Annotated in this window: 24 protein-coding genes and 1 pseudogene; 16 read left to right on the top strand and 9 right to left on the bottom strand. The window is 69.1% G+C overall.

Features of this window, described 5'->3' with window-relative positions:
- From HMPREF0321_RS16615 to HMPREF0321_RS13385, 6 genes are all read left to right on the top strand, one after another.
- The coding region (locus HMPREF0321_RS16615; RefSeq protein ID WP_040015102.1) for a hypothetical protein at positions 1–257 on the top strand (257 nt) is incomplete at its 5' end.
- Between the two features lie 327 nt (positions 258–584).
- Positions 585–1,043 (top strand): hypothetical protein, encoded by a 459-nt coding sequence (locus HMPREF0321_RS15145; RefSeq protein WP_139023672.1) that lies wholly within the window; start codon positions 585–587, stop codon positions 1,041–1,043.
- A 57-nt stretch (positions 1,044–1,100) separates the two neighbouring features.
- Complete coding sequence (recR, locus tag HMPREF0321_RS13400) at positions 1,101–1,700, top strand: recombination mediator RecR (protein WP_038571803.1); 600 nt, start codon at positions 1,101–1,103, stop codon at positions 1,698–1,700.
- Between the two features lie 257 nt (positions 1,701–1,957).
- The gene (locus tag HMPREF0321_RS13395) at positions 1,958–3,223 is read left to right on the top strand and encodes an aspartate kinase (protein ID WP_006947193.1); all 1,266 of its coding nucleotides are present in this window, start codon (positions 1,958–1,960) and stop codon (positions 3,221–3,223) included.
- Between the two features lie 104 nt (positions 3,224–3,327).
- The gene (locus HMPREF0321_RS13390) at positions 3,328–4,371 is read left to right on the top strand and encodes an aspartate-semialdehyde dehydrogenase (RefSeq protein ID WP_006947191.1); all 1,044 of its coding nucleotides are present in this window, start codon (positions 3,328–3,330) and stop codon (positions 4,369–4,371) included.
- Positions 4,372–4,644: 273 nt separating this feature from the next.
- Positions 4,645–5,733 carry an aspartate-semialdehyde dehydrogenase gene (locus HMPREF0321_RS13385; protein ID WP_006947187.1) on the top strand — a complete coding sequence of 363 codons (1,089 nt, stop codon included), beginning with the start codon at positions 4,645–4,647 and terminating at the stop codon, positions 5,731–5,733.
- On the opposite strand, the gene HMPREF0321_RS13380 is transcribed toward HMPREF0321_RS13385, so the two are convergent.
- Complete coding sequence (locus HMPREF0321_RS13380; RefSeq protein WP_040015101.1) at positions 5,675–6,097, bottom strand: hypothetical protein; 423 nt, start codon at positions 6,095–6,097, stop codon at positions 5,675–5,677. The two genes, HMPREF0321_RS13385 and HMPREF0321_RS13380, sit on opposite strands and share 59 nt — an antisense overlap.
- Positions 6,098–6,378: 281 nt before the next feature.
- Between HMPREF0321_RS13380 and HMPREF0321_RS17180 the strand changes: the two are divergent.
- From HMPREF0321_RS17180 to HMPREF0321_RS13370, 3 genes and pseudogenes are all read left to right on the top strand, one after another.
- Positions 6,379–7,074 (top strand): annotated as a pseudogene (locus HMPREF0321_RS17180) (transporter substrate-binding domain-containing protein); the annotation flags it as partial.
- A 66-nt stretch (positions 7,075–7,140) separates the two neighbouring features.
- On the top strand, positions 7,141–7,764 hold the full coding sequence (locus HMPREF0321_RS17175) for an amino acid ABC transporter permease (protein WP_050786614.1): 624 nt from the start codon (positions 7,141–7,143) through the stop codon (positions 7,762–7,764).
- Positions 7,761–8,618, top strand: a complete 858-nt coding sequence (locus tag HMPREF0321_RS13370; protein WP_006947190.1) for an amino acid ABC transporter ATP-binding protein — start codon at positions 7,761–7,763, stop codon at positions 8,616–8,618. Before HMPREF0321_RS17175 ends, HMPREF0321_RS13370 begins: the two co-directional genes overlap by 4 nt.
- Before the next feature lie 160 nt (positions 8,619–8,778).
- Here the strand turns inward: HMPREF0321_RS13370 and HMPREF0321_RS17170 are convergent, their stop codons facing one another.
- From HMPREF0321_RS17170 to HMPREF0321_RS13355, 5 genes are all read right to left on the bottom strand, one after another.
- On the bottom strand, positions 8,779–8,940 hold the full coding sequence (locus tag HMPREF0321_RS17170) for a hypothetical protein (RefSeq protein ID WP_254654000.1): 162 nt from the start codon (positions 8,938–8,940) through the stop codon (positions 8,779–8,781).
- A 7-nt stretch (positions 8,941–8,947) separates the two neighbouring features.
- Positions 8,948–9,076, bottom strand: a complete 129-nt coding sequence (locus tag HMPREF0321_RS17275) for a hypothetical protein (RefSeq protein WP_006947185.1) — start codon at positions 9,074–9,076, stop codon at positions 8,948–8,950.
- On the bottom strand, positions 9,058–9,162 hold the full coding sequence (locus tag HMPREF0321_RS17475; protein ID WP_217490558.1) for a hypothetical protein: 105 nt from the start codon (positions 9,160–9,162) through the stop codon (positions 9,058–9,060). The genes HMPREF0321_RS17275 and HMPREF0321_RS17475 overlap by 19 nt, the downstream gene beginning before the upstream one ends.
- A 195-nt stretch (positions 9,163–9,357) precedes the next feature.
- Positions 9,358–10,539: an acyl-CoA dehydrogenase family protein gene (locus HMPREF0321_RS13360; RefSeq protein ID WP_006947181.1), complete on the bottom strand. Its 1,182-nt coding sequence runs from the start codon at positions 10,537–10,539 to the stop codon at positions 9,358–9,360.
- A gap of 124 nt (positions 10,540–10,663) precedes the next feature.
- Positions 10,664–11,830 (bottom strand): cysteine desulfurase family protein, encoded by a 1,167-nt coding sequence (locus HMPREF0321_RS13355; RefSeq protein ID WP_006947197.1) that lies wholly within the window; start codon positions 11,828–11,830, stop codon positions 10,664–10,666.
- A 264-nt stretch (positions 11,831–12,094) separates the two neighbouring features.
- On the opposite strand from HMPREF0321_RS13355, the gene HMPREF0321_RS13350 reads away from it, so the two are divergent.
- The 4 genes from HMPREF0321_RS13350 to HMPREF0321_RS13335 all read left to right on the top strand — a co-directional run bounded on the left by HMPREF0321_RS13350 (position 12,095) and on the right by HMPREF0321_RS13335 (position 17,000).
- The gene (locus HMPREF0321_RS13350; RefSeq protein ID WP_040015100.1) at positions 12,095–12,922 is read left to right on the top strand and encodes a nitrilase-related carbon-nitrogen hydrolase; all 828 of its coding nucleotides are present in this window, start codon (positions 12,095–12,097) and stop codon (positions 12,920–12,922) included.
- 205 nt (positions 12,923–13,127) lie between these two features.
- A complete protein-coding gene (locus tag HMPREF0321_RS13345; RefSeq protein WP_006947186.1) occupies positions 13,128–14,648 on the top strand; it encodes an APC family permease in 1,521 nt (506 codons plus the stop codon).
- Positions 14,645–16,339: an NAD(P)/FAD-dependent oxidoreductase gene (locus tag HMPREF0321_RS13340; RefSeq protein WP_006947176.1), complete on the top strand. Its 1,695-nt coding sequence runs from the start codon at positions 14,645–14,647 to the stop codon at positions 16,337–16,339. Before HMPREF0321_RS13345 ends, HMPREF0321_RS13340 begins: the two co-directional genes overlap by 4 nt.
- Before the next feature lie 88 nt (positions 16,340–16,427).
- On the top strand, positions 16,428–17,000 hold the full coding sequence (locus HMPREF0321_RS13335) for a helix-turn-helix domain-containing protein (protein WP_040015099.1): 573 nt from the start codon (positions 16,428–16,430) through the stop codon (positions 16,998–17,000).
- A gap of 104 nt (positions 17,001–17,104) precedes the next feature.
- On the opposite strand, the gene HMPREF0321_RS13330 is transcribed toward HMPREF0321_RS13335, so the two are convergent.
- Entirely contained in the window at positions 17,105–18,565 is a 1,461-nt protein-coding gene (locus tag HMPREF0321_RS13330) for an FAD-binding oxidoreductase (RefSeq protein ID WP_006947188.1), read from the bottom strand.
- A gap of 134 nt (positions 18,566–18,699) precedes the next feature.
- Positions 18,700–20,334, bottom strand: a complete 1,635-nt coding sequence (locus tag HMPREF0321_RS13325; RefSeq protein ID WP_050786612.1) for a sodium:solute symporter — start codon at positions 20,332–20,334, stop codon at positions 18,700–18,702.
- Positions 20,335–20,518: 184 nt separating this feature from the next.
- Here HMPREF0321_RS13325 and speB point away from each other — a divergent pair, with 184 nt between their 5' ends.
- Both speB and HMPREF0321_RS13315 read left to right on the top strand, forming a co-directional pair.
- Positions 20,519–21,541: an agmatinase gene (gene speB / locus HMPREF0321_RS13320; protein ID WP_006947199.1), complete on the top strand. Its 1,023-nt coding sequence runs from the start codon at positions 20,519–20,521 to the stop codon at positions 21,539–21,541.
- Entirely contained in the window at positions 21,538–23,289 is a 1,752-nt protein-coding gene (locus tag HMPREF0321_RS13315) for a thiamine pyrophosphate-binding protein (RefSeq protein WP_006947184.1), read from the top strand. Before speB ends, HMPREF0321_RS13315 begins: the two co-directional genes overlap by 4 nt.
- Positions 23,290–23,455: 166 nt before the next feature.
- On the opposite strand, the gene HMPREF0321_RS15140 is transcribed toward HMPREF0321_RS13315, so the two are convergent.
- Entirely contained in the window at positions 23,456–23,929 is a 474-nt protein-coding gene (locus HMPREF0321_RS15140; protein ID WP_217490557.1) for a MarR family winged helix-turn-helix transcriptional regulator, read from the bottom strand.
- Between the two features lie 86 nt (positions 23,930–24,015).
- Between HMPREF0321_RS15140 and HMPREF0321_RS13305 the strand changes: the two genes are divergently transcribed.
- Positions 24,016–25,387 (top strand): MFS transporter (locus HMPREF0321_RS13305; protein WP_040015103.1); only part of this gene is annotated, 1,372 nt, incomplete at its 3' end.

Genomic DNA, 25,387 nt, shown 5'->3' with positions numbered 1-25,387 from the left:
CGCCTGCGCCGCAGCCGACGCAGGGCGCCGTCGACGACGGGCGCGCGCTGACGCCGCGTCAGCGCGCCGAGAAGGCGGCGCGGGAGGCCGCGCAGCGTCAGGAGGATGCCGAGCGGGGCGGGCGCGGCCGCTTCGATGATGCGTCGGCGAGCGTCGACGACGAGGACATCGAGAACTCGGACGCCGTCGGGCTGCCGATCATCAAGTCGGTACTGGGCGGCACGGTCATCAAGGAAGAAGGCCCTGACGCGAACTGACCTGACACGGGCTGACGAAAGTCGTGGCAGCGCTGCGTGGCGCGACCGTCACGGATGCCAGGCCTTGGCCCGGGTTCTACCGGGCCGTAGGGCACGGGCCGGCTCGCGGGGCGCGTCAGCACAAGCGGGATGCGACGGCGACATGCCAGCAAGAGCGGGACGCGACAAAGACGCGGCAGTGAGAGCGGGCCGCACAGCAGACGCGTCAGCAAGAACCAGTCACGCGGGAGACGTCAGCAAGAGCGGGGCGCGATGGAGAGTGGGCGAGTGAGAAGAATGATGGGACGCATGGGACGAGCAGGGTTCGCCTTCAGGATCGACACGGCGTTGGCGCCGCATGAGGCATGGCGGCGCGTCGTCGACGTGTCGGCGCACGGCGAGGTCGTGCCGTTCACCACGGGTCGCGGGCCGGCTCCCGAGGACGCAGTCGTCGGGTCACGCTACGTCGCGCGGACACGGCTCGGGCCGCTTGGCTTCGACGACGTCATGGTCGTCCGGGAGATAGAAGCCGGCCGGCGCGTCGTGTTCGAAAAGGTCGGTCGCCTCCTCGGCGGTGTCGTGACGGTCGAGATCACCCCGGTGCGCCGGGCCGCCGGGCCCGACCGGGCAGACGGCGAGCGCGGCCTCGACGGCGGTGCACAGGTCGCCTGGGAACAGAGCATCACCCTGCCGTGGGTGCCGGGTCGCCTTCGCCCCGCCGCCGCGTTCGTCACCCGCGTGGCGGCACCCGCTATCGGCGCAGGCTATCGCCGGGTGGTGACGAAGCTGCTCGATCCGCGCCGCTGACCTACGCCCCGCGCGCTCGATTGGGGTTGTCACCGGTGACGCGTAGGCTTGCCGATCGTGTATGAAGGCGTGGTTCAAGACCTCATCGACGAGCTCGGTCGGCTGCCCGGTGTCGGGCCGAAGTCGGCGCAGCGCATCGCGTTCCACCTGCTCGAGGCGGATGCCGATGACGTTCAGCGTCTCGCGGAGGTGCTGCTCAAGGTCAAGGAGACAGTGCACTTCTGCGAGGTGTGCTTCAACGTCGCCGAGACGAACCTGTGTCGTGTGTGCGCCGACCCGCAGCGCAACCCGGCGCTCATCTGCATCGTCGAGGAGAGCAAGGACGTCGTCGCGATCGAACGCACCCGCGAGTTCCGCGGGCGCTACCACGTGCTCGGCGGTGCGTTGAACCCGATCGAGGGCGTCGGCCCGGGCGACCTGCACATCACCGAGCTCATGGCGCGCCTCAGCGACACGTCGCTAGAGGAGATCATCATCGCGACCAACCCGAACCACACGGGTGAGGCGACGGCGAGCTACCTCGCGCGCCTCATCGGACCGATGGGCGTGACGGTGAGCCGCCTCGCATCCGGCCTGCCTGTCGGCGGCGATCTCGAATACGCCGACGAGGTGACGCTCGGCCGTGCCTTCGAGGGCCGCCGCGTCCTCGTGTTCTGACGCCCCGTGATGTGACGCATCCTTCGTCGAGGGCGTGTCGCCTCGACGAACACGAGTTCGGCCCGACGAATACGAGCGAAATAGTCGAACGGAGCGGCAGATCGCTCAGGTTCGACCATTCCGCTCGTATCGGCCGACACCTGGTCATATGGCGCCCGTCGCGGACGCAGAACCAGTATCTGAGCGCTCAGCGAGCCTGCAGGGCGCAGTGCCTAGACTCGCCGTGACCGACCGAAGTCGACCCCCGGAGCAACACCGTGAGCCTGATCGTCCAGAAGTACGGCGGTTCGTCCCTCGCCGACGCCGACAGCATCAAGCGTGTCGCGCGACGCATCGTCGACACGAAGAAGGCGGGCAACAGCGTCGTCGTCGTGGTCTCCGCGATGGGCGACACGACGGACGAGCTGCTCGACCTCGCCGCGCAGGTCAGCCCCGCGCCGCAGGCACGCGAGATGGACATGCTGCTGACTGCGGGGGAGCGCATGTCGATGGCGCTCGTCTCCATGGCCATCGCGAACCTCGGCCATTCGGCGCGCAGCTACACCGGCAGCCAGGCGGGCGTCATCACCGACGAGGTGCACGGCAGAGCGAAGATCATCGACGTGACGCCCGGCCGCATCCAGCGGGCCGTCGACGAGGGGCACATCGTCATCGTCGCCGGGTTCCAGGGCGTCAGCCAGAGCACGAACGAGATCACGACGCTCGGACGCGGCGGTTCGGACACGACGGCCGTCGCGCTCGCCGCCGCCATCAAGGCCGACGTGTGCGAGATCTACACCGACGTCGATGGCATCTTCACCGCCGACCCGCGCATCGTGCCGAAGGCCCACAAGATCGACCGAATCACCAACGAGGAGATGCAGGAGATGGCGGCACAGGGCGCGAAGGTGCTCATGCTGCGCTGCGTCGAGTACGCCCGCCGATTCGACCTCCCCATCCACGTGCGTAGCTCCTTCAGCCACCACGAGGGCACCTGGGTCGTCAACGACAAAGAAGGAGACACCGTGGAAGACCCGATCATCGCCGGCGTCGCGCACGACCGCAGCGAAGGAAAGATTACGATCGTCGGCATCCCCGACTCACCCGGGCGCGCAGCCGCCGTCTTCCGCGCCGTCGCGGGCGCGGGCCTCAACGTCGACATGATCGTCCAGAACGTCTCCGCCGGCGAGGACAAGCGCACCGACATCTCCTTCACCGTGCCGAAGGACGAAGCGCCCAAGGGTGTCGCCGTCCTCAACGCGATGAAGGACGAACTCGGCTTCGACCGACTCCACTACGACGACACGATCGGCAAGCTGTCGCTCGTCGGCTCCGGCATGCGCTCCAACCCGGGCATCTCGGCGACGCTGTTCCAGGCGCTCGCCGACGCCGGCATCAACATCGAGATGATCTCGACGTCCGAGATCCGCGTCTCGGTCGTGACGAGCAGCGACGAACTCGACGAAGCCGTCCGCCTCGTCCACACCGCATTCGGGCTCGACGCCGACGGCGAGGCCGTCGTCTACGCCGGCACCGGCCGCTGACGGGCAACGTCTGCAATCGCGGAACGGCATCCGGTGCTGACGACGCGACGCCATCATCACAGCGGGGACGCTCGACGTCTGGCCGCGCGAAAGGAACGTCACCCATGAACAAGGAACTGAATCTCGGCGTCGTCGGCGCGACCGGCCAGGTCGGCCGCGTCGTCCTGCAACTGCTCGAGGAGCGGAACTTCCCGATCAAGAGCCTGCGGCTGTTCGCGTCGGCGCGCAGTGCGGGCAAGACGCTGACGTTCAAGGGCGTCGACTACACCCTCGAGGACGCGGCGACCGCTGACCCGAGCGGCCTCGACGTCGCGATCTTCTCCGCGGGCGGCGACACGTCGAAGGCGCTCGCACCGAAGTTCGCGGCGGCGGGCGTCACCGTCATCGACAACTCCTCGGCGTGGCGACGCGACCCCGAGGTGCCGCTCATCGTCAGTGAGGTCAACGGCGAGCAGATCGCGAACACGCCCAAGGGCATCATCGCCAACCCGAACTGCACGACGATGGCCGCGATGCCGGTGCTCAAGCCGCTGCACGACGCCGCGGGGCTGATGCGTCTCGTCGTCTCGACGTACCAGGCCGTCTCCGGATCGGGCGTCGCCGGGGTGGCCGAACTCGCCGGGCAGATCCGCAAGGCCGCCGAGGCCGACATGGAGAAGATGGCGCTCGACGGCGAGGCCGTCGACCTCGGCGCGCCGAACAAGTACGTCGCGCCGATCGCGTTCAACGTGCTCGCCATGGCCGGTTCGATCGTCGACGACGGCACGAACGAGACGGACGAGGAGCAGAAGCTGCGCAACGAATCGCGCAAGATCCTCGACCTGCCCGAGCTCGCCGTGTCCGGCACGTGCGTGCGCGTGCCGGTGTTCAGCGGTCACTCGCTCAGCGTCAACGCAGAGTTCGAGCGCGCCATCACGCCCGAGGAAGCCCGCGACCTGCTCGCCGACGCCCCCGGCGTCGAACTCGCCGACGTGCCGATGCCGCGCGTCGCCGCAGGCAAGGACCCGAGCTACGTCGGACGCATCCGCCAGGACGCCTCCGTCGCCGACGGCAAGGGTCTCGCGCTGTTCATCAGCAACGACAACCTGCGCAAGGGCGCGGCGCTCAACACGGTGCAGATCGCCGAACTCATCGCTGCCGCCGGCTGACCCCCGCCCCAACGGCGATTCCTGTCCCCATCGGCGAATCTCGCCCCCATCTGCGATTTTCGGTCACATGCAACGTGGGTTGGGTGGGGCGGTCAGGCGGGACGTGAAGCCACAGGTGATGGGGCGAGAAGTGCGCCAGGCGTTGGGCCCACGGGATCGAACGGTGCAGACGGCGGGTGCGATCTCGCCCAATCATGTGAGTTTCCAATCGATCTGGCGTCAACCGGGCAGGCGGACGGGTTCGTCGTCAGTGACGGCGCCTATGCTCGGAACGTGACTGCGAACCAGCCCGAACGGCCCGTCCTCGCCGTCGTCGGCCCCACGGGGCTCGTCGGCCAGGCGGTGATCGACGTCCTCGCGACGCGCGCGGACGCGTGGGACGACGTGCGTCTCTTCGGCTCCGACCGATCTGTCGGACGCAGGATGCTGTTCGGCGTCGACGAAATCGAGGTCGAACCCCTCGACAGTGAGAGCTTCGCCGGCGTCGACGTCGCCATCTTCGCGACGCCCGCAGACGTGTCGGCGAAGTGGGCGCCGTTCGCGACGGCGTCCGACTGCCTCGTCGTCGACACCTCCGCCGCGTTCCGTGATGACGACGACGTCCCACTCGTCGTGCCCGAGGTCAACGCGGCTGCGGCGTTCGAGCACCCCCGCGGCATCGTCGCGATGCCGTCGGGCCCCGCGATCGTCATGCTTCCCGTCCTCGCGACGCTGCACGAGCACTGGAGCCTCACGCACGTGACGGCGACGTCGATGCAGGCCGTCACCGGCGCGGGCAAGCGGGGCGCGGAGCGTCTCTATGAAGAGGTATCGGCGCTCACCGGCCACCCGCGCATCGGCCAGATGCCCGGTGACGTCCGCCGCTACGTCGCCGATCTGCCCGACGACTCACCGTTTCCGGCCCCGATCGTCAGCAACGTCGTGCCCTGGGTGGGTGAGCACGTCGGCGGCGGCTGGTCGAGCGAGGAGAACGACATCGCGCACGAACTGCGTGACGTGCTCGCGCTGCCACAGCTGCGCGTCGCCGTCACGTGCGTGCAGGTGCCGATCGTCACGACGCACATGTCGACGCTGCACGTGAGCTTCGACAAGAAGGTCAAGCCCGACGACGCGCGCCGCGCCATCGTCGAGGGCGCGAACGGCGCGATCGTCATGCCCGACGAAAACGGCACCGACTGGCCGACGCCCGCCGACGCCGTTGGCACCGACCCCGTGTGGGTCGGGCGCGTGCGTCAGGTCGAGAGCAACCCGCACACGCTCGACTTCATCGTGTGCGGCGACAACATCCGCAAGGGCGCCGCGCTCAACGCCCTGCAGATCGCCGAGATGCTCGTCGGGGTCGGGCGCTACGCGCAAGCGTGAGGCCGGTCGCGTCGACGGCGTCGAGTTGCCGACCGAGCCGACGCATGAGCCACCAGCGCCGAATCCAGAAGACGGCATTGACGGTGAAGAAGGCGGCCGCGAGCCAGTCCCACCACGAACGACGGCCATCGACGACGTCCAAGCAGCGCATCAGGGCAAGGCCGGTGAAGGCCAACGCACCCATCGCTCGCGCCCAGGGCAACTGCGCGACGCGGGCGCGTTGGATGTCGCGGTCGTGCGGGTCGTCGAGCATACGGCCGGCGCCGGTGGCGGCGTCGATGCGGCGCTTCTCGGGCGCAGGCATCAGCTCCAGTTCGTTGAGGAGCTTCGATCTCTCCAGCTCGCCCAGCACGCGTCGCGTCATGCCGCGATTCTTGCAGTTCTTCGACGGCGCCGGTGGCCGCGTGAGGGGCGCCGCGCGAGGCCGGCTGGAAGTGGGGCGCCGATAGGCCCCCCGCGGGCGGTCTGCACCATCGATGCATAACGGTGAGTTAGGCGACATGAAATAGGAGATTGTTTAATCGGGGCGTAATCTCGACTCTCGTGAAGACGCCCAACCGTGACCGTTTCGGGGTGCTGCGAGCCCGAAGCGTCCTCGTCGCGATCCTCAGCTTCGTCGCAGCCCTTCTCCTGGGTGGCCTGACGATGACCACCGCCGCCGCGCAGCAGGCCCCTGCCGTCACGAAGACCGACGACAAGCTGCCGGACACGATCAAGGTCGGCACCGAGGGCGTCTACGCTCCGTTCTCGTTCCACCAGGGGGACAAGCTCACTGGCTACGACGTCGACTACTTCCGCGAGGTCGGCAAGCGGCTGGGGGTCAAGGTCGAGTTCGTCGAGACGCAGTGGGATTCGATGTTCGCCGCCCTCGACTCGGGCCGTATCGACGTCATCGCCAACCAGGTCGGCGCCAACGCTGAGCGTCGCGCCAAGTACGACCTGACGAAGCCATACGTCGAGAGCCACGGCGTCGTCGTCGTCAGGGATGGCTCGTCGATCAAGAACCTCGCCGACATCAAGGGCAAGAAGTCGGCGCAGAACATCACGTCCGACTGGGCAGGCGTCGCGAAGAAGGCGGGGGCGAACGTCGTCTCCGTCGACGGCATGGACAAAGCTGTCGAACTACTCTCACAGGGGCGCGTCGACACCTTCGTCAACGATGAACTCGCCGTCAAGTACTACCTCGCGACGCACGAGAACTCAGGGCTCAAGATCGCGAGCCGCACGAGCGACACCAGCCAAGAGGTCTTCCCGACGAAGAAGGGAAGCAAGCTCGCGCCCGCGATCAACACCGCCATCGATGAGATGAACGCCGACGGCACGAGCAAGAAGCTCTACGCCCAGTACTTCGAGACGGAGGCAAAGGGCACGAGCGTCACCGACACGATCAAGAACAACATCGGCCCGATGCTCGTGGCGACGCTCAAGGGCACGATTCCGCTGACGGCGGCGTCGTTCGCCATCGGCCTCGTCCTCGCCCTGGGCGTCGCGCTGGCACGCATGAGCGCCAACGCGGCCCTGTCCTGGCCGGCGCGCATCTTCATCTCGATCTTCCGAGGCACACCGCTGCTCGTGCAGCTCGCCATCATCTTCTTCGGCATGCCGCAGCTCGGGATCAAACTCAGCCCATGGCCGTCGGCCATCATCGCGTTCTCACTCAACGTCGCGGCGTACTCCGCGGAGATCATCCGCGCCGCCATCCTGTCCGTGCCGAAGGGGCAGTGGGAGGCCGCGGAGACGATCGGCATGAACCGGGCGACGGCGCTACGGCGCATCATCCTGCCGCAGGCGTTGCGTGTCGCCGTCCCGCCCCTGTCGAACACGCTCATCTCCCTCGTCAAGGACACGTCGCTCGCCTCGACCATCCTCGTCACCGAGATGTTCCGCCAGGCCCAGATCGCCGCCGCACCCTCGGGTGACTTCCTCGAGCTGTACGGTGTCGCCGCCGCGATCTATTGGGCTCTGTGCTTCATCCTCTCCCTCGTCCAGGGCAGGCTCGAAAACCGACTCGGAAGGCACGTCGCACGATGACTCCTCACGGTTCCACACCCGCCCGCCCCAGGGACGCTCGTTCCGCGGACGCCGCGTCGACCTCGACCACGGACGCCCTCGTCGACGTCCGTGGTCTGACGAAGTCGTTCGGCTCGCTCGAGGTGCTTCGCGGCGTCGACTTCACCGTCCCGTCGGGGTCGGTGACGGTGCTGCTCGGCCCGTCGGGTTCGGGCAAGACGACGGTGCTGCGTTCGCTCAATGCGCTCGACCTGCCTGAGGCGGGCGTCGTCCGCATCGGGGACGCCGAGGTCGACTACGTCGACGTCCCGCGCGGGCGTGACGGCCGCGCGAAGGGTGACGCTGCCAAACGTGTCGGTGCGCTGCGGGCGAAGACGGGGATGGTGTTCCAGCAGCACAACCTGTTTCCGCACAAGAGCGTGCTCGAGAACGTCACCGAAGGCCCGATCGTCGTGCAGGGCGTCGCGAAGGCCGACGCCGACGCGCGGGGGCATGAGCTTCTCGCGAAGGTGGGTCTCGACGACCAGGCCGACAAGTACCCCTACCAACTCTCGGGTGGGCAGCAGCAGCGCGTCGGCATCGCACGCGCTCTGGCCCTCGCGCCCGAGCTGCTGCTCTTCGATGAGCCGACGTCAGCGCTCGACCCCGAACTCGTCGGGGGAGTGCTGAGCGTCATGCGCGAACTCGCCGACGAGGGCCGCACGATGATCGTCGTCACCCACGAGATCGCGTTTGCGCGCGACGTCGCTGATCAGGTGCTGTTCATGGACGGCGGCGTCATCGTCGAACGCGGCGCGCCGTCACAGGTCATCGACCACCCGCGCGAGGCCCGCACCCAGGCGTTCTTGAAGCGCATCCTCGACCCGCTGAGCTGACCTCCGACGATGGTGGTGTGCCGGCATGAGAATGAGCTCTCACTGGTGCGCCACCACCATCAGCGGTAGGCGTCTCTGCGGTGTCGATGCGCAGGACGAAAACCTCATGAGCCGAGTCGTCGATGCGGTAGAGGACGCGGTAGGTGCCTCGCCGTGCGGATCACACACCGTCTAGTGCAGGTCGAAGCTCCTTGCCCACGCGATGCGGGTTCTCGCTCAACGCACCGAGGATGAACCCGGTGACGGCCGCCGCGACAGCTTCGGCCAGGGTTTCGCGGAGGGCCCGAGCCGCCGCAGGGGCTAGTGCGATCTCGTAGTCCATCGCCGTTTCAGCTTCGCAAGGAGCGGATCGCGTTCGCCCCACGCACGACGTCGTCGGATGCGTAGGCAGCGTCGCCGTCGCGAATGTCTCGTAAGGCCGACGCGTCGGCGAGCACCGTCAAGGTCTCCTCCAGCACTGAGAGGTCCTCAGGGCTGACGACGGCAACGGCCGGCCGTTCTTGGTCACGGTGACGCGTTCGTGGTGCTGGTGAACGCGATCCACGACCTCGCTGAAATGGTTGCGCACGTCACGCAGCGGGCTCGATGCTCATGGACACAACGGTGGCGTCCGTCGGGTGCGGTGCCAAGAGTGGGCGCGAGTCAGAGGCCGGTGAGTCACTTGGCGCCAGATGAGTCAGTCAGGACTGACTCACCCAGCGCGAAGTGACTCACCTGGCCCTGCGTGGCGCGCACCAAGTCAGCGGAACGCCGACTGACCCGTCAGGGCATTGCCGAGGACGAGTTGGTGCACCTCGCTCGTGCCCTCGTAGGTCATGACCGACTCGAGGTTTCCGGCGTGACGGATGGGGGAGTACTCCGTCGAGATGCCGTTGGCGCCGAGGATCGTGCGGCACTCGCGCGCGATGGCGATGGCCTCGCGGCAGTTGTTGAGCTTGCCAAGGCTGATCTGCTCGGGGCTCACGCCCGCGCCGTCCTTGAGGCGCCCCAGGTGCAGCGCGAGGAGCATGCCCTTGGAGACCTCGAGCGTCATGTCGGCGAGCTTGCCCTGCGTCAGCTGGTAGCCGCTGAGCGGCTTGCCGAACACCTGGCGGGACGCGGCGTAGTCGAGCGCCGTCTCGAGCGAATCGCGAGCGGCGCCCATCGCACCGAAGACGATGCCGAAACGCGCCTCCGACAGGCACGACAGCGGGCCCTTGAGACCGCGCACCTCGGGGAAGACGGCGTCAGCGGGCAGGCGGACGTCGGTGAGCGACAGCTCCGCCGTCACGGACGCGCGCAGCGACATCTTCTTCGTGATCTCACGGGCCTCGAAACCGGGGGTGTCCGTCGGCACGACGAAGCCGCGGATCTTGTCGTCGGTCTGCGCCCAGACGACGGCGATGTCGGCGATCGCACCGTTCGTGATCCACATCTTCGTGCCGTTGAGCACCCAGTCGCCGCCGTCACGCTTGGCGTGGGTGCGCATGCCGGCCGGGTCGGAACCGAAGTCCGGCTCGGTCAGGCCGAAGCATCCGACGGCGTCGCCCGCCGCCATCCGCGGCAGCCACTCGGTCTTCTGCTCCTCGCTGCCCCAACGCCAGATCGCGAACATCGCGAGGCTGCCCTGCACGCTGACGAGCGAACGAATACCCGAATCGGCAGCTTCGAGCTCGTGACACGCCATGCCGTACGCGGTCGCCGACGAACCGGCGCACCCGTAGCCGTCGAGGTGCATGCCGAGCAGCCCGAGCTCGCCGAGCCCCTTCGCGAGCTCACGCGCCGGGACGCTCGCCTCGTCATACCAGGTCGGCAGATTCGGACGCACGTGGTCGTCGCAGAAGCGTCGGACGAGGGCCTGGACGTCGCGCTCGTCGTCGCTCAGGAGCCCGTCGATCGCGACCAGACGGTTGAGTTCAGGGTTGCGGGAGAAATCACTCACCCCACCATCGTGCCTCACGCCGTGCGAACCGGCCCCGTGTGCACCTCTGCGATCTGCGTCCCCATCCGCGATTTTCGTCCACGTTCGCGATTCTTGGTCACATTCGTCGGCGGCCCGGCGCTCGTCAGGCGACGTGGCGAAACGCCGCGACGAGGCTCGTCGCGGCGCGGTCGATGTCGGCGTCACTCGTCGCACGCCCCAACGTCAGGCGAATCGCGCCGAGCGCGACATCGTCGCTCGCTCCCATGGCGACGAGTGTCGTTGCCGGGGAGTCGATTCCAGCGTGACACGCGCTGCCGGTGGACGCTTCGACGTCAGGCGCTGCCTCCAGCACCTCGCGCCCGAGGCGCCCCGGCAGGGAGATCATCAGCGTGTTCGGCAGACAGTTCTGCGCGGGGCTGAGGCGAACGAGGCCGGGCACGGCCGTCGAGAGGCGGAGCCACAGCTCGTCACGCAGGCTCATCATGCGCAAGGCATCGTCGGCGAGGCGCGAGAGTGCGAGCTGCGCGGCCCGCCCGAGGCCGACGATGCCGGCGACGTTCTCCGTCCCCGGACGCAGCCCGCGCTCCTGGCCCGCGCCGACGACGAGGGGCTCGATCGGTGTGCCACGCCCGACGTACAGCGCGCCGACGGCCTTGGGGGCGTACAGCTTGTGGCCGGCGAGGCTGAGCAGATCGACGCCGAGGTCGTCGACGTCGACGCCGATCTTCCCGACAGCCTGCGCCGCGTCGGTGTGGACGAGACCGCCCGCCGCGTGCACGCTCGCGGCGAACTCTCGGACGGGTTGAATCGCCCCGGTCTCGTTCTGCGCGAGGATGATCGAGCCAAAGGCCACATGGTCGCGCGGCATGGGTGCGAGGTCGACGTGGCCGGCTCGCGTCACCGGCAGCGTCACGACGTCCCAGCCGTCGCGCGCGAGAAGCGCCATGGGCGCCGACGTCGCCGGGTGCTCCACGGCCGACGTCACGACTGTCGAACTCACGTCGGCCGCGGGCGACGCGCCAGCGCGGCGAAGCGCCGCCGTCACGCCGCGGATGGCGAGGTTGTTCGCCTCCGTGCCGCCGGAGGTGAACGTCACCTCGTCCGCCGACGCACCGATGAGCGCAGCGACGTGCTCGCGCGCATCGTCGACGGCACGGCGGGCCAGGCGCCCGGCCGGGGTCGCGCTCGACGGGTTGCCGCAGTGCTCGGTGAGATACGGCCACATCGCCCCGGCGACCTCCGGCGCGACGGGCGTCGTGCCGTTGTGATCGAGGTAGACGGGGCGGGCGTCGTCAGGCCGAGAACTCATGCTGACGATCCTGCCGCGACGCAGGGGCGCATCCAACTCGCGGTGCTGGTGCGGCCGTCAGGGGGCCTCACACGAGCCGAAAGTGGACGGAAATCGCGGATGTGACGGTGAATCGCGAAGGGGGACGGGATTCGCAGATGGGGACGAGAATCGCCAATGTGGACGGAAAGCGCAGAGGGGGCAGGCGGGTCGGACGGTCGCCGCACGGGGGCATGGTGGTCGGATCGGGCCTCGAGTGCCGTCGCATCTGCCATCCTCGACGTCATGCGCATCGCCGTCATGCAGGACAAGGCCGTCGTCGGTGACGTCGACGCCAACCTCGCCATCATCGACCGTCGCGCTGGTGAAGCTGCCGCGCGCCGTGCTGACGTCCTCGTCACCCCTGAACTCTTCGTCGCCGGCTACGCCCCGAAGCGGTTGCACGCCGGCGACCCCACCCAGCAGACCGACATCGCGGGCGCCCTCGCCGCCACCGCGGCGCGTCACGGCATCGCCGTCCTCGCGAGCTATCCTGAGGTCGCGACGGCCGACGCTCCCGCCGCCCGCGGTGGCGGCGCGCCCGGTGAGACTGCTCGACACATCGCCGCCACGCTGTTCGACACCGACGGCCGCCCGATCCTGCATTACCGCAAGGTCAATCTGTTCGACGACGACGAAGCCGCCGCCTTCAGCTCCGGAACAGACGCCCCCACCACCGTCGAACTCGCCGGGATGCGGGTGAGCGTCATCATCTGCTTCGACGTCGAATACCCCGAGATGACGCGCGCCGCGGCGCTCGCGGGCGCCGACGTCATCCTCGCCCCGACCGCGCTCACCGCCGGGTTCGACGACGTCCCGGAGGTGCTCGTGCGGGCTCGTGCCCTCGAGAACGGCGTCGGCCTCGCCTATGCGAACCACGTCGGCGTCGAGGACGGGCTCACGTTCGGCGGCGGCAGCGTCATCGTCGGGCCTGACGGCGGCCTCCTCGCCCAGGGCGGCGACGGCGCCGAACTCCTCGTCGCCGACATCACCCGCGACGATGTCGCCGCAGCCCGCGACGCCGTCCCCTACCTGGCCAAGCTGCGCCGCGACACCTACGCGTCCTGGCGCTGACGTCAGCCACAGCCCCTCGGCGTGCCCGCGCCGGCGAGCAAGAACGAGCGGCATGACTGACCACGAGCGGCAGACCACTCGCATCCAGCCAGAACGCTCGTCTTCACCTCTCGCCACGTCGAAGCACATGCGTTTCCCAACACGAAACAACTCGGCGATGTGTGACATCGTGGTCTGGCCCACAGACCCCTTCGAGAGGTGCCCCGTGTCCTCATCGCTCGACGAGCAGGCGCGTTCGAGACTCCCGTTCGGCGCCCAGCTCCTGCGGCGCAAGCCGATCGGGCTGACGCTCGCGCAGGCCGAGGCGACCTCCGCCGGGCGCAGCCTGCACCGCAGTTTCGGTGTCCTGCAGCTGACGATGATCTCGGTCGGGGCGACGCTCGGCACCGGCATCCTCGTCGTCCTCGGTGAGACGGTGCCCGAGGCTGGCCCGGCGATCTGGATCTCGTTCGTCATCGCCGGCGTCGCCGCGCTGCTGTCGGCGTTCTCCTACGCCGAGATGGCGGGCCTCGTGCCCGTCGCCGGGTCGAGCTACAGCTACACCTACGCGACGATGGGTGAGGGCCTCGCGTGGGTGTGCGGGTGGTGTCTCGTCCTCGAGTACGCGGTGAGCGTCGCGGCCGTCGCCGTCGGGGCGGGGCAGTACGTCAACGAGACACTCGACTCGTTCGGCCTGGGCCTGCCCGAGGCCGTCGCGAACCCACCCGGGGCGGGCGGCGTCGTCAACGTCCCCGCAGCCCTCGTCGTCCTGCTCGCGACGGCCCTGCTCGCACGCGGCGCGCGGGAGAGTGCGCGCGTCAACACGATCATCGTCGTGCTGAAGATCGCCATCCTCGTCTTCTTCTGCGCGGTCGCGTTCACCGCGTTCAAGGCGGGCAACTTCGCACCGCTGGCCCCGATGGGTGCCGCGGGCGTCTCCGCCGCCGCGAGCACCGTGTTCTTCTCGTACATCGGTTTCGACGCCGCATCCACGGCCGGTGAGGAGGCGCGCGATCCGAAGCGGGATCTGCCGCGCTCGATCCTGCTGTCCATGATCATCGTGACGGTGCTGTACGTCGCGGTCGCCGTCGCCGCCATCGGAGCCCGCGAGTGGCACTGGTTCGACGGGCGCGAGGCGCCGCTCGTGCAGATCATGCGTGAGATCACGGGGGCCTCGTGGGTCGCGTTCATCTTCGCGGTGACGTCGGTGCTCGCCATCTTCAGCGTCGTGCTGACGGTGCTGTTCGGCCAGATCCGCATCCTGTTGTCGATGTCGCGCGACGGCCTCGTGCCGCGCGTCTTCGGCGTCATCTCCCCGCAGACGGCCACGCCGGTGCGCAGCACCCTGATCGTCGGCGGCGTCGTCGCGGTGACGGCGGGCCTCATCCCGCTCGGTGAGTTGGCCGACGCGACGAGCATCGGCACGCTGTTCGCGTTCGCCCTCGTCAACGTCGCCGTCATCTATCTGCGCGTGCGCAACCCGAAGCTGCCGCGCGCATTCACGGTGCCGCTGTACCCGCTGCTGCCGGCCGCCGGCGCGCTCATCTGTCTCTACCTCACGGCCAACCTCAGTTCCTCGACGTGGGTCGTGTTCGGCGTGTGGATGGCCGTCGGCGTCGCCGTCTACCTCGGCTACGGCCGCCGTCACTCCCGCCTCGCCACGCTCGACCAGGCGACCTATGAGCGTCACCTCGAGGACGACCTCGACCCCGACCATCCACTCCGAGAAGGAGACACCCCGCGATGACCGCTGTCACCGAGTTCCCGCACGATCGCGACGAGCACGCGGGCGATGCGCCCGTCACGATGCTCAACCCCGACTTCCCGTTCAGCTACGACGAATACCTCGCCCACCCCGAGGGTCTCGGCAGCGTGCCGGAGGAGATGTACGGCACCGAGGTCGCCGTCGTCGGCGCCGGCCTGTCAGGCCTCATCACCGCGTACGAGCTGATGAAGCTGGGCCTCAAGCCCGTCGTCCACGAGGCCGACCGCATCGGTGGCCGGTTGCGCACCGACAGTTTCAGCGCCGCCCCGGACGTCGTCGCCGACCTCGGTGGCATGCGTTTTCCCGTCTCCGGCCGCGCGCTCTACCACTACATCGACGCGATGGGCCTCGAGACGGAGGCGTTCCCGAACCCGCTGTCGGACGTCACGCCGAGCACCGTCATCGAGCTCGGCGGCGAGGCGCACTACGCGCGCACGCCCGACGAACTGCCGCAGTTCTTCCGCGACGTCGCGGACGCGTGGAAGGCCGCCGTCGACGACGGCGCGCGCTTCACCGAGATGCAGGGCGCCATCCGCGCTCGTGACACGAAGCGCATCAAGCAGATCTGGAACGAGCTCGTGCCGACGATGGACGAGCAGACGTTCTACGGCTTCATCGCCGCCTCCGAATCGTTCAAGAAGGCCGGTTTCGCGGCGCGTGAGGCGTTCGGGCAGGTCGGTTTCGGCACGGGTGGCTGGGACACGGACTTCCCGAACTCCATCCTCGAGATCCTGCGCGTCGTCTACACCGACGCCGACGATCAGCACCGCCGCATCCTCGGCGGAGCGCAGAAGTTGCCCGAGGCGTTGTGGTCGCACGCGCCCGAGAAGCTCGCCCACTGGCCGGCCGGCACCACCCTGGCGAGCCTGCACGACGGGGCGCCGCGCGGCGCCGTCGCCGCCATCCGGCGTCATGAGAGCGGCGACCTCGAGGTCACCGAGCGATGGGGGCGCAAGGCGACGTACCCGGCGCTCGTCACGACGTGCCAGTCGTGGTTGCTGTCGACGCGCATCACGACCGAGGAGGCGCTGTTCAGCCCGCAGATGTGGATGGCGATCGAGCGCAGCCACTACATGAGCAGTTCGAAGACGTTCGTCATGGTCGATCGCCCGTTCTGGAAGGACATCGACCCCGCCACGGGCCGTGACGTCATGTCGATGACCCTCACCGACCGCCTCAACCGCGCCACCTACCTGCTCGACGACGGCCCGGACCGGCCCGCCGTCATCCTGCTGTCGTACACGTGGAACGACGACGCGCTCAAGTGGCTCGCGCTCGATGCCGACGAGCGCGTCGAGCTCATGCTGCACTCGCTCGCCCAGATCTACCCGGACGTCGACATCGCGAGCCACATCATCGGTCAGCCGATCACCGTCTCGTGGGAATCCGACCCCAACTTCATGGGCGCGTTCAAGGCCAACCTGCCGGGGCACTACCGGTATCAGCAGCGGCTGTTCACCCACTTCGCCCAGGACGAGCTGCCGGAGCACCAGCGCGGTATCTTCCTCGCCGGCGACGACATCTCGTGGACGGCCGGTTGGGCCGAGGGGGCCGTCCAGACCGGCCTCAACGCGGTGTGGGGTGTGGTCCGTCACCTCGGCGGAAGTTCGTCTCCGGAAAACCCCGGGCCAGGGGAGCTGCTCGGCGACTACGGCCCCATCGCCCTGGACTGACGGCAAAAATGGACTCTGACGGCTTTTCTGGGGAGAGCGGTGAGATCCGGCGTAGGGTTTACCGCAATACAACCAAGGGGGAGTCGGCGTGAAGTCACTACCAGTGCAAGGGGTGCGTGAGAACGTCGCCATCGGCGCCCGGCTGCGCAACGCCCGGCTGGCGCGCCGCTACACCCTCGAGCAGGCCGCGCAGCTCGCCGGCATGACGAAGGGGTTTCTCAGCCGCGTCGAACGCGACCTCACGTCGCCGTCCGTCGCCTCTCTCGTGACGCTGTGCCAGGTGCTGCAGATCGAGGTCGGCTCGCTCTTCGAGGCACCCCGCACGTCGCTCATCAAGCTTGCCGACGCGCCGGTCGTCGACATGGGCGGCACGGGCATCGACGAGCGCCTCGTCACGGGTCGTCAGGAACGTTCCGTGCAGATGCTGCGCGCCGTCATCCAACCCGGCGGGGCCGGTGAGGCCGAACCGTACGCCATCGACTGCGAGCTCGAGATCTGGCACGTCGTCTCCGGCGCGCTCGACGTGACGCTGCACGACGCCACGCACCGACTCGAGGCCGGCGACACCCTCACCTTCCCCGGCCGCGAACCACACACCTGGCGCAACGCCGCCGACGGCGAGAGCGTCGTCATCTTCACCCTCATCCCCGTCGCGCGTTGACGGGGCTCAGGGCACCTGCACGTGGTTGTCACCCTCGACGCACTGGCTGACGAGGGTGCCACCGACGGCTTCGAGGTAGCTGCGGATGCTGCGCGCGCTCGATATCAAGAGTGATCGCTCGCAAGGTTCACACCCGGGTTGAGGGTCCCATTCGGGTCGAAGACGCGCCGCAGTTCGCGCTGGATGCGCGTGTTCGTCTCGCCGAGCTCGACGGGCAGCATGCTCGCCTTGAGGCGCCCGATGCCGTGCTCACCGGTGATGGTGCCGCCGAGATCGAGGCCGAGCTGCATGATCTCCTCGAACGCGGCGTAAGCGCGACGCTTCTCGTCCACGGCCTCGGGAGTGTCGCCGGGGGAGTAGAGCACGGCGGGGTGCATGTTGCCGTCGCCGAGGTGGCCGGCCGTCGCGACGCGTACGCGGTGCTTCTTGCCGAGCGCCCGCACGCCGTCGACGAGTTCGCCGGTGCGTCGCAGAGGCACGCAGACGTCGTCGACGAGGTCGCGGCCCATCGCCTCGAACGCGTTGCCGACGAGGCGCCGCGCAGCGGTGAACTGCAGTGACTCCGCGACGGATTCGGCGACGAACACCTCCGCGCCGGCCTCCTCGGCGAGGCGCGAGAACGCCGCGAACTCGACGTCCTGACGTGTGGCGTCGTCACACCCGACGATGAGCATGCCGTCGACGGACTCGTCGAAGCCGAGATCGGCCATGCGCTGCACCGCGGCGAGCGTCGGGCCGTCCATGAACTCCAGCATCGACGGGCGCCCGCCGGCCTCGAGGTAGGTTGCCGCCACCTCGCACGCACGCGACGCCGAGTCGAACAGTGCGACGGCGACCAGTTCGTCGTCAGGCGCCGGGACGAGAGCGAGCGTCACCTCCGTGACGACACCGAGCGTGCCCTCCGACCCGACGATGAGGCCCGTGAGGTCGTACCCCGCGACGCCCTTCGCCGTCGGAGTGCCGGTGCGCATGACGCTGCCGTCGGCGAGCACGACCTCGAGCGCACGCACGAACTTCTTCGTCACCCCGTACTTGACGCAGCACAGGCCCCCGGCGTTCGTCGCGACGTTGCCGCCGATCGAGGAGATGCGCCACGAGCCCGGGTCCGGGGGATAGAACAGGCCCTGCTCACGCACAGCGTCCGACAGATCGCCGTTCAGCACACCCGGTTCGACGACGGCGATGCGCTCGGCAGGGTTGATGGTCTTGATCGCGTTCATACGGGAGACATCGAGCACGACGCACCCGTCGATCGCGTTCGCGCCACCCGACAGCCCGGTGCCCGCACCCCGCGTGATGACGGGCACGCCACGCTCGTTCGCCCACCGCAGCGTCGCGACGACGTCGTCACGGCACGTCGCGCGCACGAGCGCGATGGCCGCACCCACCTCTTCGACGGGGGAGCGGTCACGGCTCGCGGCGTCGACGACGTCGGGGTCGGTGACGAGCGTGCCGCTCAGCTGCGCGGCGAGGGCGTCGAGGTCGTCCGCGTTCGGGACGGCTGGTGCCGTGGCCGCGGAAGCCTCGTCGGGGGTGGGCTGCTCGCGCTGATCGGGGGTGCTCATGCGGTCTCCTCGTGAGGTGGGCGGTCTTCGGGGCGCGATGGGGCGCGTCGTGACTCAGCAGGGACGCCGATGCCGCCGTCCGCTCCAGCGTGCGAGCGGACGGCGGCATCGTCAAGCCGAGGCGGGCAGGTGCCTCAGCGTGCGGTGGGCGTGGCGTCGAGTTCGACGTCGGCGGGGCGGTGGACGCGGGCGTCCCACTCGGCGCGCACCGCGTCGTCCGTCTTCGGCGTCGCGAGGGAAGCGACGACGAACGTGACGAGCGAGGCGATGAGGCCGTAGTAGATCGGCTCATTGGCGAGGATGCCGCTCAGGGTGTCGCCGAGCTTGTTCGCCTGGTAGACCATCCCGGCCACGGTGACGAGCGTGCCGACGAGCATCGAGATCGCGGCGCCCGTGCCGTTGGCGCGTTTCCACACGAAACCGCCGAGGATGGCGACGAGCAGGCCGCCGACGAGGATGTCGTACGCCACCGTCAGCGACGCGACGACGAGGTCGCCGCCGTTGTCGAGGCGCGCCATGAGGATCGAGATGAGCACCGTCAGCACGCCGAGGCCGAGGACGAACGCGCGGTTCTCGCGGATGTTCTTCTCACTGTGCGGGTCGGACGCATCATCGTTCGCGGCGTGCGAGCCTGTGCTCTTCAGGGCGTCGTGGTCGCTGTAGGCGTCGACGGCGACGTCGTCGACCGCGCGGGCACGGCCCGTCAGGAACGGGACGACGTCGTTGCGGGCCACCGTCGCGCACGCGATGAGCGCGCCGGACGCCGTCGACATCATCGCCGCGACGGCGGCGGCGAGCACGAGACCGCCGATGCCGACGGGCAGGATCTTGTCGGCGACCTCGGCGTAGACGTCGTTCTTCGCCTTGATGCCGTCGCCGAGGACGGCGTGCGCGCCCATGCCGATGATCGCGCCGGCCGCGCCGTAGAGGATGCAGTAGACACCGGCCATGGTGCCGCCGAGACGCGCTACCTTCGGGGTGCGCGCGGTGAAGACGCGCTGCCAGATGTCCTGGCCGATGAGCATGCCGAACATGTAGACGACGAACCACGTGATGATCGTCTGCGTGTCGGCGCCGACCTTGCCGCCGGCGATGGCGAAGTAGTCGTCGCCCAGGCGCTCGCGGATGCCGGAGAAGCCGTCGGCCTTGACGAGCACGAACGGCAGCATGAGCGCAAAGATGCCGATCGTCTTGATGATGAACTGCACCTGGTCGGCCAGGGTGATCGACCACATGCCGCCGATGACGGAGTACACGAGCACGACGGCGCCGCCGATGGCGATGCAGATCCAGCTGTCGAGGCCCGTCAGCACGTGCAGGACGGTGGCGTACGCGCCGGTCGAGGTGACGACGAGGAACATCGTGTAGAGCATCATGACGATGCTGGACGCGCCCGCGGCGCTCTTGCTGCCGTAGCGCAGTTTCAGCATGTCGCTGACGGTGTAGACGCGCAGCTTCGAGATGGTGCCGGCGAACAGCAGCGACAGCAGGAGCACGCCGACGCCGATGGCGACGACGAGCCACATGCCCGACAACCCCATCTTGTAGCCGAGGCCGACCCCGCCGACCGTGGAGGCGCCACCGAGGACGACGGCCGCCATCGTGCCGGTGTAGAGGAAGGTGCCGAGGCGGCGGCCGGCGACGAGGTAGTCGCTCGAGTTCTGGGTGCGCGAGCGGCCCCAGAACCCGAATCCGAGCATGGCGACGAGGTAGAGGACGACGATCACGAGGTTGAGGTCCACGAGGGCCTCCTTGGATCCGGGTGGCATGGCTCTGGCATGAGTCCACGGTGAACCGTGTGAATATACGAGATCGACTCGTGACAAACGAGAGATTCGCATCGGTAAACACGTCCGTTAATCTGATCGTGACCTGATGAGTGGCCGTTCGACGGCTCGACGGGGTGCTCGCACCGGGCGTGCGCACGCCTCGTCGGAAGAGGAAGAGGACGAGATGGATCACCCCCGCATCGAGGCCGGCGGCAACGTCGGGCCCGTCAATGCCGCCCTCACGCCGCGGTACGCCGGCCTCGGCACGTTCGCGCGCCTGCCGCGCATCGAGGACGTCTCGAAGGCCGACGTCGCCGTCGTCGGCATGCCGTTCGACACCGGCGTCTCCTACCGCCCCGGTGCGCGTTTCGGCGCGACGCACGTGCGCGAGAGCTCGCGTCTGCTGCGCCCGTTCAACCCGGCGCAGTCCGTGTCGCCGTTCGCGCAGATGCAGATTGCCGATGCCGGTGACATCGCGCTCAACCCCTTCGACATCGAGTCGGCGCTGAAGGAAGCGGAGGAGGGTGCACGTCAGTTCGTCGACGAGGGCACCTCGCTCATCACGATCGGCGGCGACCACACCCTCGCCCTGCCGCTGCTGCGCGCGCACGCGAAGAAGCACGGCCCCGTCGCGCTGCTGCACTTCGACGCGCACCTCGACACGTGGGACACCTACTTCGGCGCCGAGTACACGCACGGCACGCCGTTCCGCCGCGCGTTCGAGGAGGGCCTCATCGACTCCTCCGGCGTCTGCCACGTCGGCACGCGCGGCCCGCTGTACGGCACCCAGGACCTCGAGGACGACGCGCGCTTCGGCTTCGGTGTCGTGACGAGCAACGACGTCATGCGCATGGGCGTCGACGAGGTCGTCGGGTTCCTGCGCGAGCGCGTAGGCGACCGTCCGCTGTACGTCTCGCTCGACATCGACGTGCTCGACCCCGCGCACGCGCCGGGCACCGGCACCCCCGAGCCGGGCGGTCTGACGTCGCGTGAGCTGCTCGAGATCCTGCGCGGCCTGCGCGGCACGAACCTCATCGGCGCCGACGTCGTCGAGGTCGCACCGCCTTACGACCACGCCGAGCTGACGGGCCTGGCCGCCGCCAACGTCGTCTACGAGTACATGTCGCTGCTCGCGCTCGGTGCGGACGCCGCGCCCGGCGGGCCCGCGTACGGCGAGTCCGGCACGGTGTACGGGGCCCAGCGGTGAGCGAGCAGATCCGTCACCCCGAGCCCGAAGCCGTCGCGCCGACGGGCGAGGGCGAGAAGATCCGCAACGGTGGCGACCTCGTCGTCGAGACGCTCGAAGCGCTCGGCACGACGACGGTGTTCGGCATTCCCGGTCAGCATGCGCTGGGCCTGTTCGACGCGCTGCGCCGCTCGGGGCTGCACTTCATGAGCTCGCGCGTCGAGAACAACGCAGCCTTCGCGGCCGACGGCTACTCGCGCGTCTCAGGCAAGCCGGCCGCGCTGTTCCTGTCGACCGGGCCGGGTGCCCTGACGGCGCTGCCCGGGCTGCAGGAGGCGTACGCGACGAGCGTGCCGATGGTCGTCGTCGCCTCGCAGGTGCCCGTCTCGGGCCTCGGCGGCGCGCGTCGCGGCATGCTGCACCAGCTCGACGAGCAGCGCCGCGCCGCCATCGACGTGACGAAGTCGCAGCGCACGGTGACGCACCACGCCGCCATCCCGACGGCCATCGAGTCGGCGTGGGTCGAGGCGATGACGTATCCGCGCGGGCCCGTGTGGGTCGAGGTGCCGCAGGACGTGCTGCTCGCGAAGACGGAGATCCCGCCGATCCGCACGGCCGTCTCGGCGCCGACGCCGGAGGGGCCGCGCCCCGAACTCGTCTGGGCTGCAGTGAAGTTGCTCGCGGGCGCGAAGCGCCCTGCCATCGTCGCTGGTGGCGGCGTGCGCCGCGCCGGCGCCGAGAGGGCGCTGCTCGCCCTGGCGGAGAAGCTCGACGCACCCGTCGTCTGCTCGCCGGGTGGCAACTCGGGTTTTCCGGTCGATCACCCGTTGTCGATGGGGTCGTGGGTCGAGGACCGCGCCGTCACCGATCTGCTCGCGGACGCCGACGTCCTGCTCGCCGTCGGCACCTCGCTCGGTGAGGTGACGTCGAACTACTTCACGCTGAAGCCCGCCGGCAAGCTCATCCACGTCGACGCCGAGCCGCGCGTGCTCGAGTCGAACCACCCCGCGCTCGGCATCGCGTGCGACGCGAAGGCGGCGCTCGATGCGTTCGTCGCGGCGTTCCCGGCAGAGGCGCCCGCGGGGCGCGCGTCGGGAGCGGAGCGCGCCGCCGAGGTGCGCAAGGGGATCGTCGCCCGGCTCGACGGTCAGGATCTCGCCCACGAGCGCGCGTTCATGGACGCCATCCGCGCCGGCATCCCCGACGAGGTGCCGACGTTCTGGGACATGACGATCGCCGCCTACTGGGCCTGGAACTGCTGGGACGGCCGCTCCGGCGGCTTCCACTCGGGTCAGGGCGCCGGCGGGCTCGGGTTCGCGTTCCCGGCCGCGCTCGGCGGCGCCGTCGCGCTCGCGGAGAAGCGCGGCGCAAAGCTGACGGACGTCGACGCGGCGTTCTCCGTCGGCGGGCACGAGCGCGTCGTCGCCGTCGCCGGTGACGGCTCGTCGATGTACTCGATCGCCGAACTCGCGACGGCCGTGCAACACGGCATCCCCGTCACGTGGCTCATCGTCGACGACGGCGGCTACGGCATCCTGCGCGAGTACATGGAGGCGACGTTCGGCCAGGCGACGCACACCGAACTGGCACGGCCGGACTTCGTCGCCTTGGCGGAGTCGTTCGGTGTCGAGGCTCAAGAGGTGGCTGTGGGTGACGAGGTCGGCTACGACGAGTTGACCGACGCCCTGCGCGCGACGTTCGCCGCCGACGTCAACGGCCCGCGCGTCATCGTCGTCAAGACCCACCTCGAGATGTTCGCGATGAGCTGACCCCTCTGCGACTCCCGTCCTCATCTGCGATTTTCGTTCACCTTCACGAGGTGAACGAAAATCGCAGATGTGGACGTAGATCGCCGTTGGGTACGGGATGGCGAGGGTGACGGTCACGGCGGCTTCGCGGTGTGGCCGGGGACTCTCAGGACGTGTCGTCGCGCGATCAGCCGTGGGGTGAGGTTGCCGACGGTTCCTTGTAGGCGTCGATGAAGGTCGCGAACGAGCTGACGAGACGTTCGCGTTCGTCGGCGGGCAGAGCGGCGAGGGCGTCGTCGACGCGGTCGAGGTGACGTCCGACGCTGCGCTCGTAGAGCGCCGCGCCGTCGTCGCTCGCCTCGAAGAGCCAAGCGTGAGACCCGGATTCGCGGAATCGCCGGACGACGCCGGCCCGCACCGCAGCGTTGACCTGACGGTTCGCCGTCGACTGCTCGAGCTCAAGTTCGCACGCGATCTGCTTGAGCGTGCGCGGCGGGCCGTCGCCCGTCAGCAGCCACAGCAGGCGGCCCTCGGCGATGCGCAACTCGCTCGCCTGCTCCTCGGCGCGGCGCATGATGTCGAAGCGAGAGAGCAGGCGCGCCATGGTGCGGGCACGGTCGCGGTTGCCGTCGTCGGCAGCGGTGTCGATGTCGCTCGCCACGTCTGCCGCCATCCCGCTTGTTGCTTCGTACAACTAAATGTAATCTCATCGGGTAGGTATGTAATTTACACAAACGGAGTGGTCACTTGTCCTCACCCACCGCGCCGACCGGGGCCGCCCCCGCGATGCGCTTCTCCCCGATGACGGTCGTCGCCGTCCTCTGCATCGGCAGCCTCAGCGGCGCGCTCATGCAGTCCCTCGTCATCCCGATCCAGCGCGAACTGCCGGAGCTGCTGCACACGTCCGCGAGCAACGCCTCCTGGGCGGTGACGGCGACGCTGCTCGCCGGCGCCGTGACGATGCCCGTCACCGGCCGCCTCGCCGACATGTACGGCAAGAAGCGAGTCCTGCTCGTCTCGGCGACGCTGCTCGTCCTCGGTTCGGTCGTCGCGGCGCTGTCGAGCACCCTCGCGCCGTTCCTCGTCGGCCGCGCGCTGCAGGGCATGGCGATGGGCTACATCCCGGTCGCCATCAGTCTCGTGCGCGAGGTCGCTCCGCCCGCGCGTGCGACGGGCGCCGTCGCCGCCGTCAGCGCGACGCTCGGTGTCGGTGGTGCGCTCGGTCTGCCGATCGCAGCGTGGATCGCGCAGGACTACTCGTGGCACGACCTGTTCTGGCTGTCCGCGGTGCTCGCCGCCGTCGTCGTCGTGCTGACGGCGTTCGTCGTGCCGCACATCCACGACGAGCACCCGGCGCACATCGACCCTGTCGGCATCATCGGTCTCGCCGTGGGTCTGGTCTCGGCGCTCGTCGGTGTCTCGAAGGGCTCCGAATGGGGGTGGGGCAGTGGGCGCACGATCGGCAGCATCGTCGCCGGTGTCATCGTGCTGCTCGTCTGGGGCGCGTACGAGCTGCGTCACCACGATCCGCTCGTCGACCTGCGCACCATGGCGCGCCGCCCGGTGTTGTTCACGAACCTCGCGGCCGTGCTCGTCGGATTCGGCATGATGGCGCAGTCCATCATCGTGCCGCAGCTGCTCGAGATGCCCGAGGCCACCGGGTACGGTCTCGGCCAGTCGATCCTGCACGCCGGGCTGTGGATGGCTCCCGCGGGCCTCATGATGATGGCGTTCGCGCCCGTCTCGAGCGCGCTCATCACGCACCGCGGTGCGCGGGTGACGCTCGCCACCGGTGCGCTCGTCATCAGCATCGGCTACGTCATCGCGCTGTTCCTCATGAACGCGCCGTGGCAGCTCATGGTCGCCTCGTGCGTCGCGTCGGCGGGTGTCGGCATCGGTTACGCCGCGATGCCGACGCTCATCCTCGACAACGTGCCGATGCACGAGGCCGGCGCCAGCGTCGGCGTCAACGGCCTGATGCGTTCGGTCGGCACGACCGTCGCCGGCGCCGTCATGGCCGCCGTGCTGACGAGCCGCACGACCGTCCTCGCGCCGGGGACGCCCGCCATCCCGACGGAGGGCGCGTTCAAGGTGTGCTTCATCATCGGGGCCTGCGCCG

Origin of the sequence: Dermacoccus sp. Ellin185 (assembly GCF_000152185.1) — a bacterium.
Classification (GTDB): Bacteria; Actinomycetota; Actinomycetes; order Actinomycetales; family Dermatophilaceae; genus Dermacoccus; species Dermacoccus nishinomiyaensis.
Note: the sequence above shows the minus strand (reverse complement) of the source record. Positions and strands in the feature narration are given on the sequence as shown.

Excerpts from the sequence above, each read along its gene's own strand:
- HMPREF0321_RS13390 (WP_006947191.1), top strand. The coding sequence starts at position 3,328 with ATGAACAAGGAACTGAATCTCGGCGTCGTCGGCGCGACCGGCCAGGTC.
- HMPREF0321_RS13380 (WP_040015101.1), bottom strand. The coding sequence starts at position 6,097 with ATGACGCGACGCGTGCTGGGCGAGCTGGAGAGATCGAAGCTCCTCAAC.
- HMPREF0321_RS17175 (WP_050786614.1), top strand. The coding sequence starts at position 7,141 with ATGCTCGTGGCGACGCTCAAGGGCACGATTCCGCTGACGGCGGCGTCG.
- HMPREF0321_RS13370 (WP_006947190.1), top strand. The coding sequence starts at position 7,761 with ATGACTCCTCACGGTTCCACACCCGCCCGCCCCAGGGACGCTCGTTCC.
- HMPREF0321_RS17170 (WP_254654000.1), bottom strand. The coding sequence starts at position 8,940 with ATGGACTACGAGATCGCACTAGCCCCTGCGGCGGCTCGGGCCCTCCGC.
- HMPREF0321_RS13355 (WP_006947197.1), bottom strand. The coding sequence starts at position 11,830 with ATGAGTTCTCGGCCTGACGACGCCCGCCCCGTCTACCTCGATCACAAC.
- HMPREF0321_RS13350 (WP_040015100.1), top strand. The coding sequence starts at position 12,095 with ATGCGCATCGCCGTCATGCAGGACAAGGCCGTCGTCGGTGACGTCGAC.
- HMPREF0321_RS13340 (WP_006947176.1), top strand. The coding sequence starts at position 14,645 with ATGACCGCTGTCACCGAGTTCCCGCACGATCGCGACGAGCACGCGGGC.
- HMPREF0321_RS13330 (WP_006947188.1), bottom strand. The coding sequence starts at position 18,565 with ATGAGCACCCCCGATCAGCGCGAGCAGCCCACCCCCGACGAGGCTTCC.
- HMPREF0321_RS13325 (WP_050786612.1), bottom strand. The coding sequence starts at position 20,334 with ATGCCACCCGGATCCAAGGAGGCCCTCGTGGACCTCAACCTCGTGATC.
- speB (WP_006947199.1), top strand. The coding sequence starts at position 20,519 with ATGGATCACCCCCGCATCGAGGCCGGCGGCAACGTCGGGCCCGTCAAT.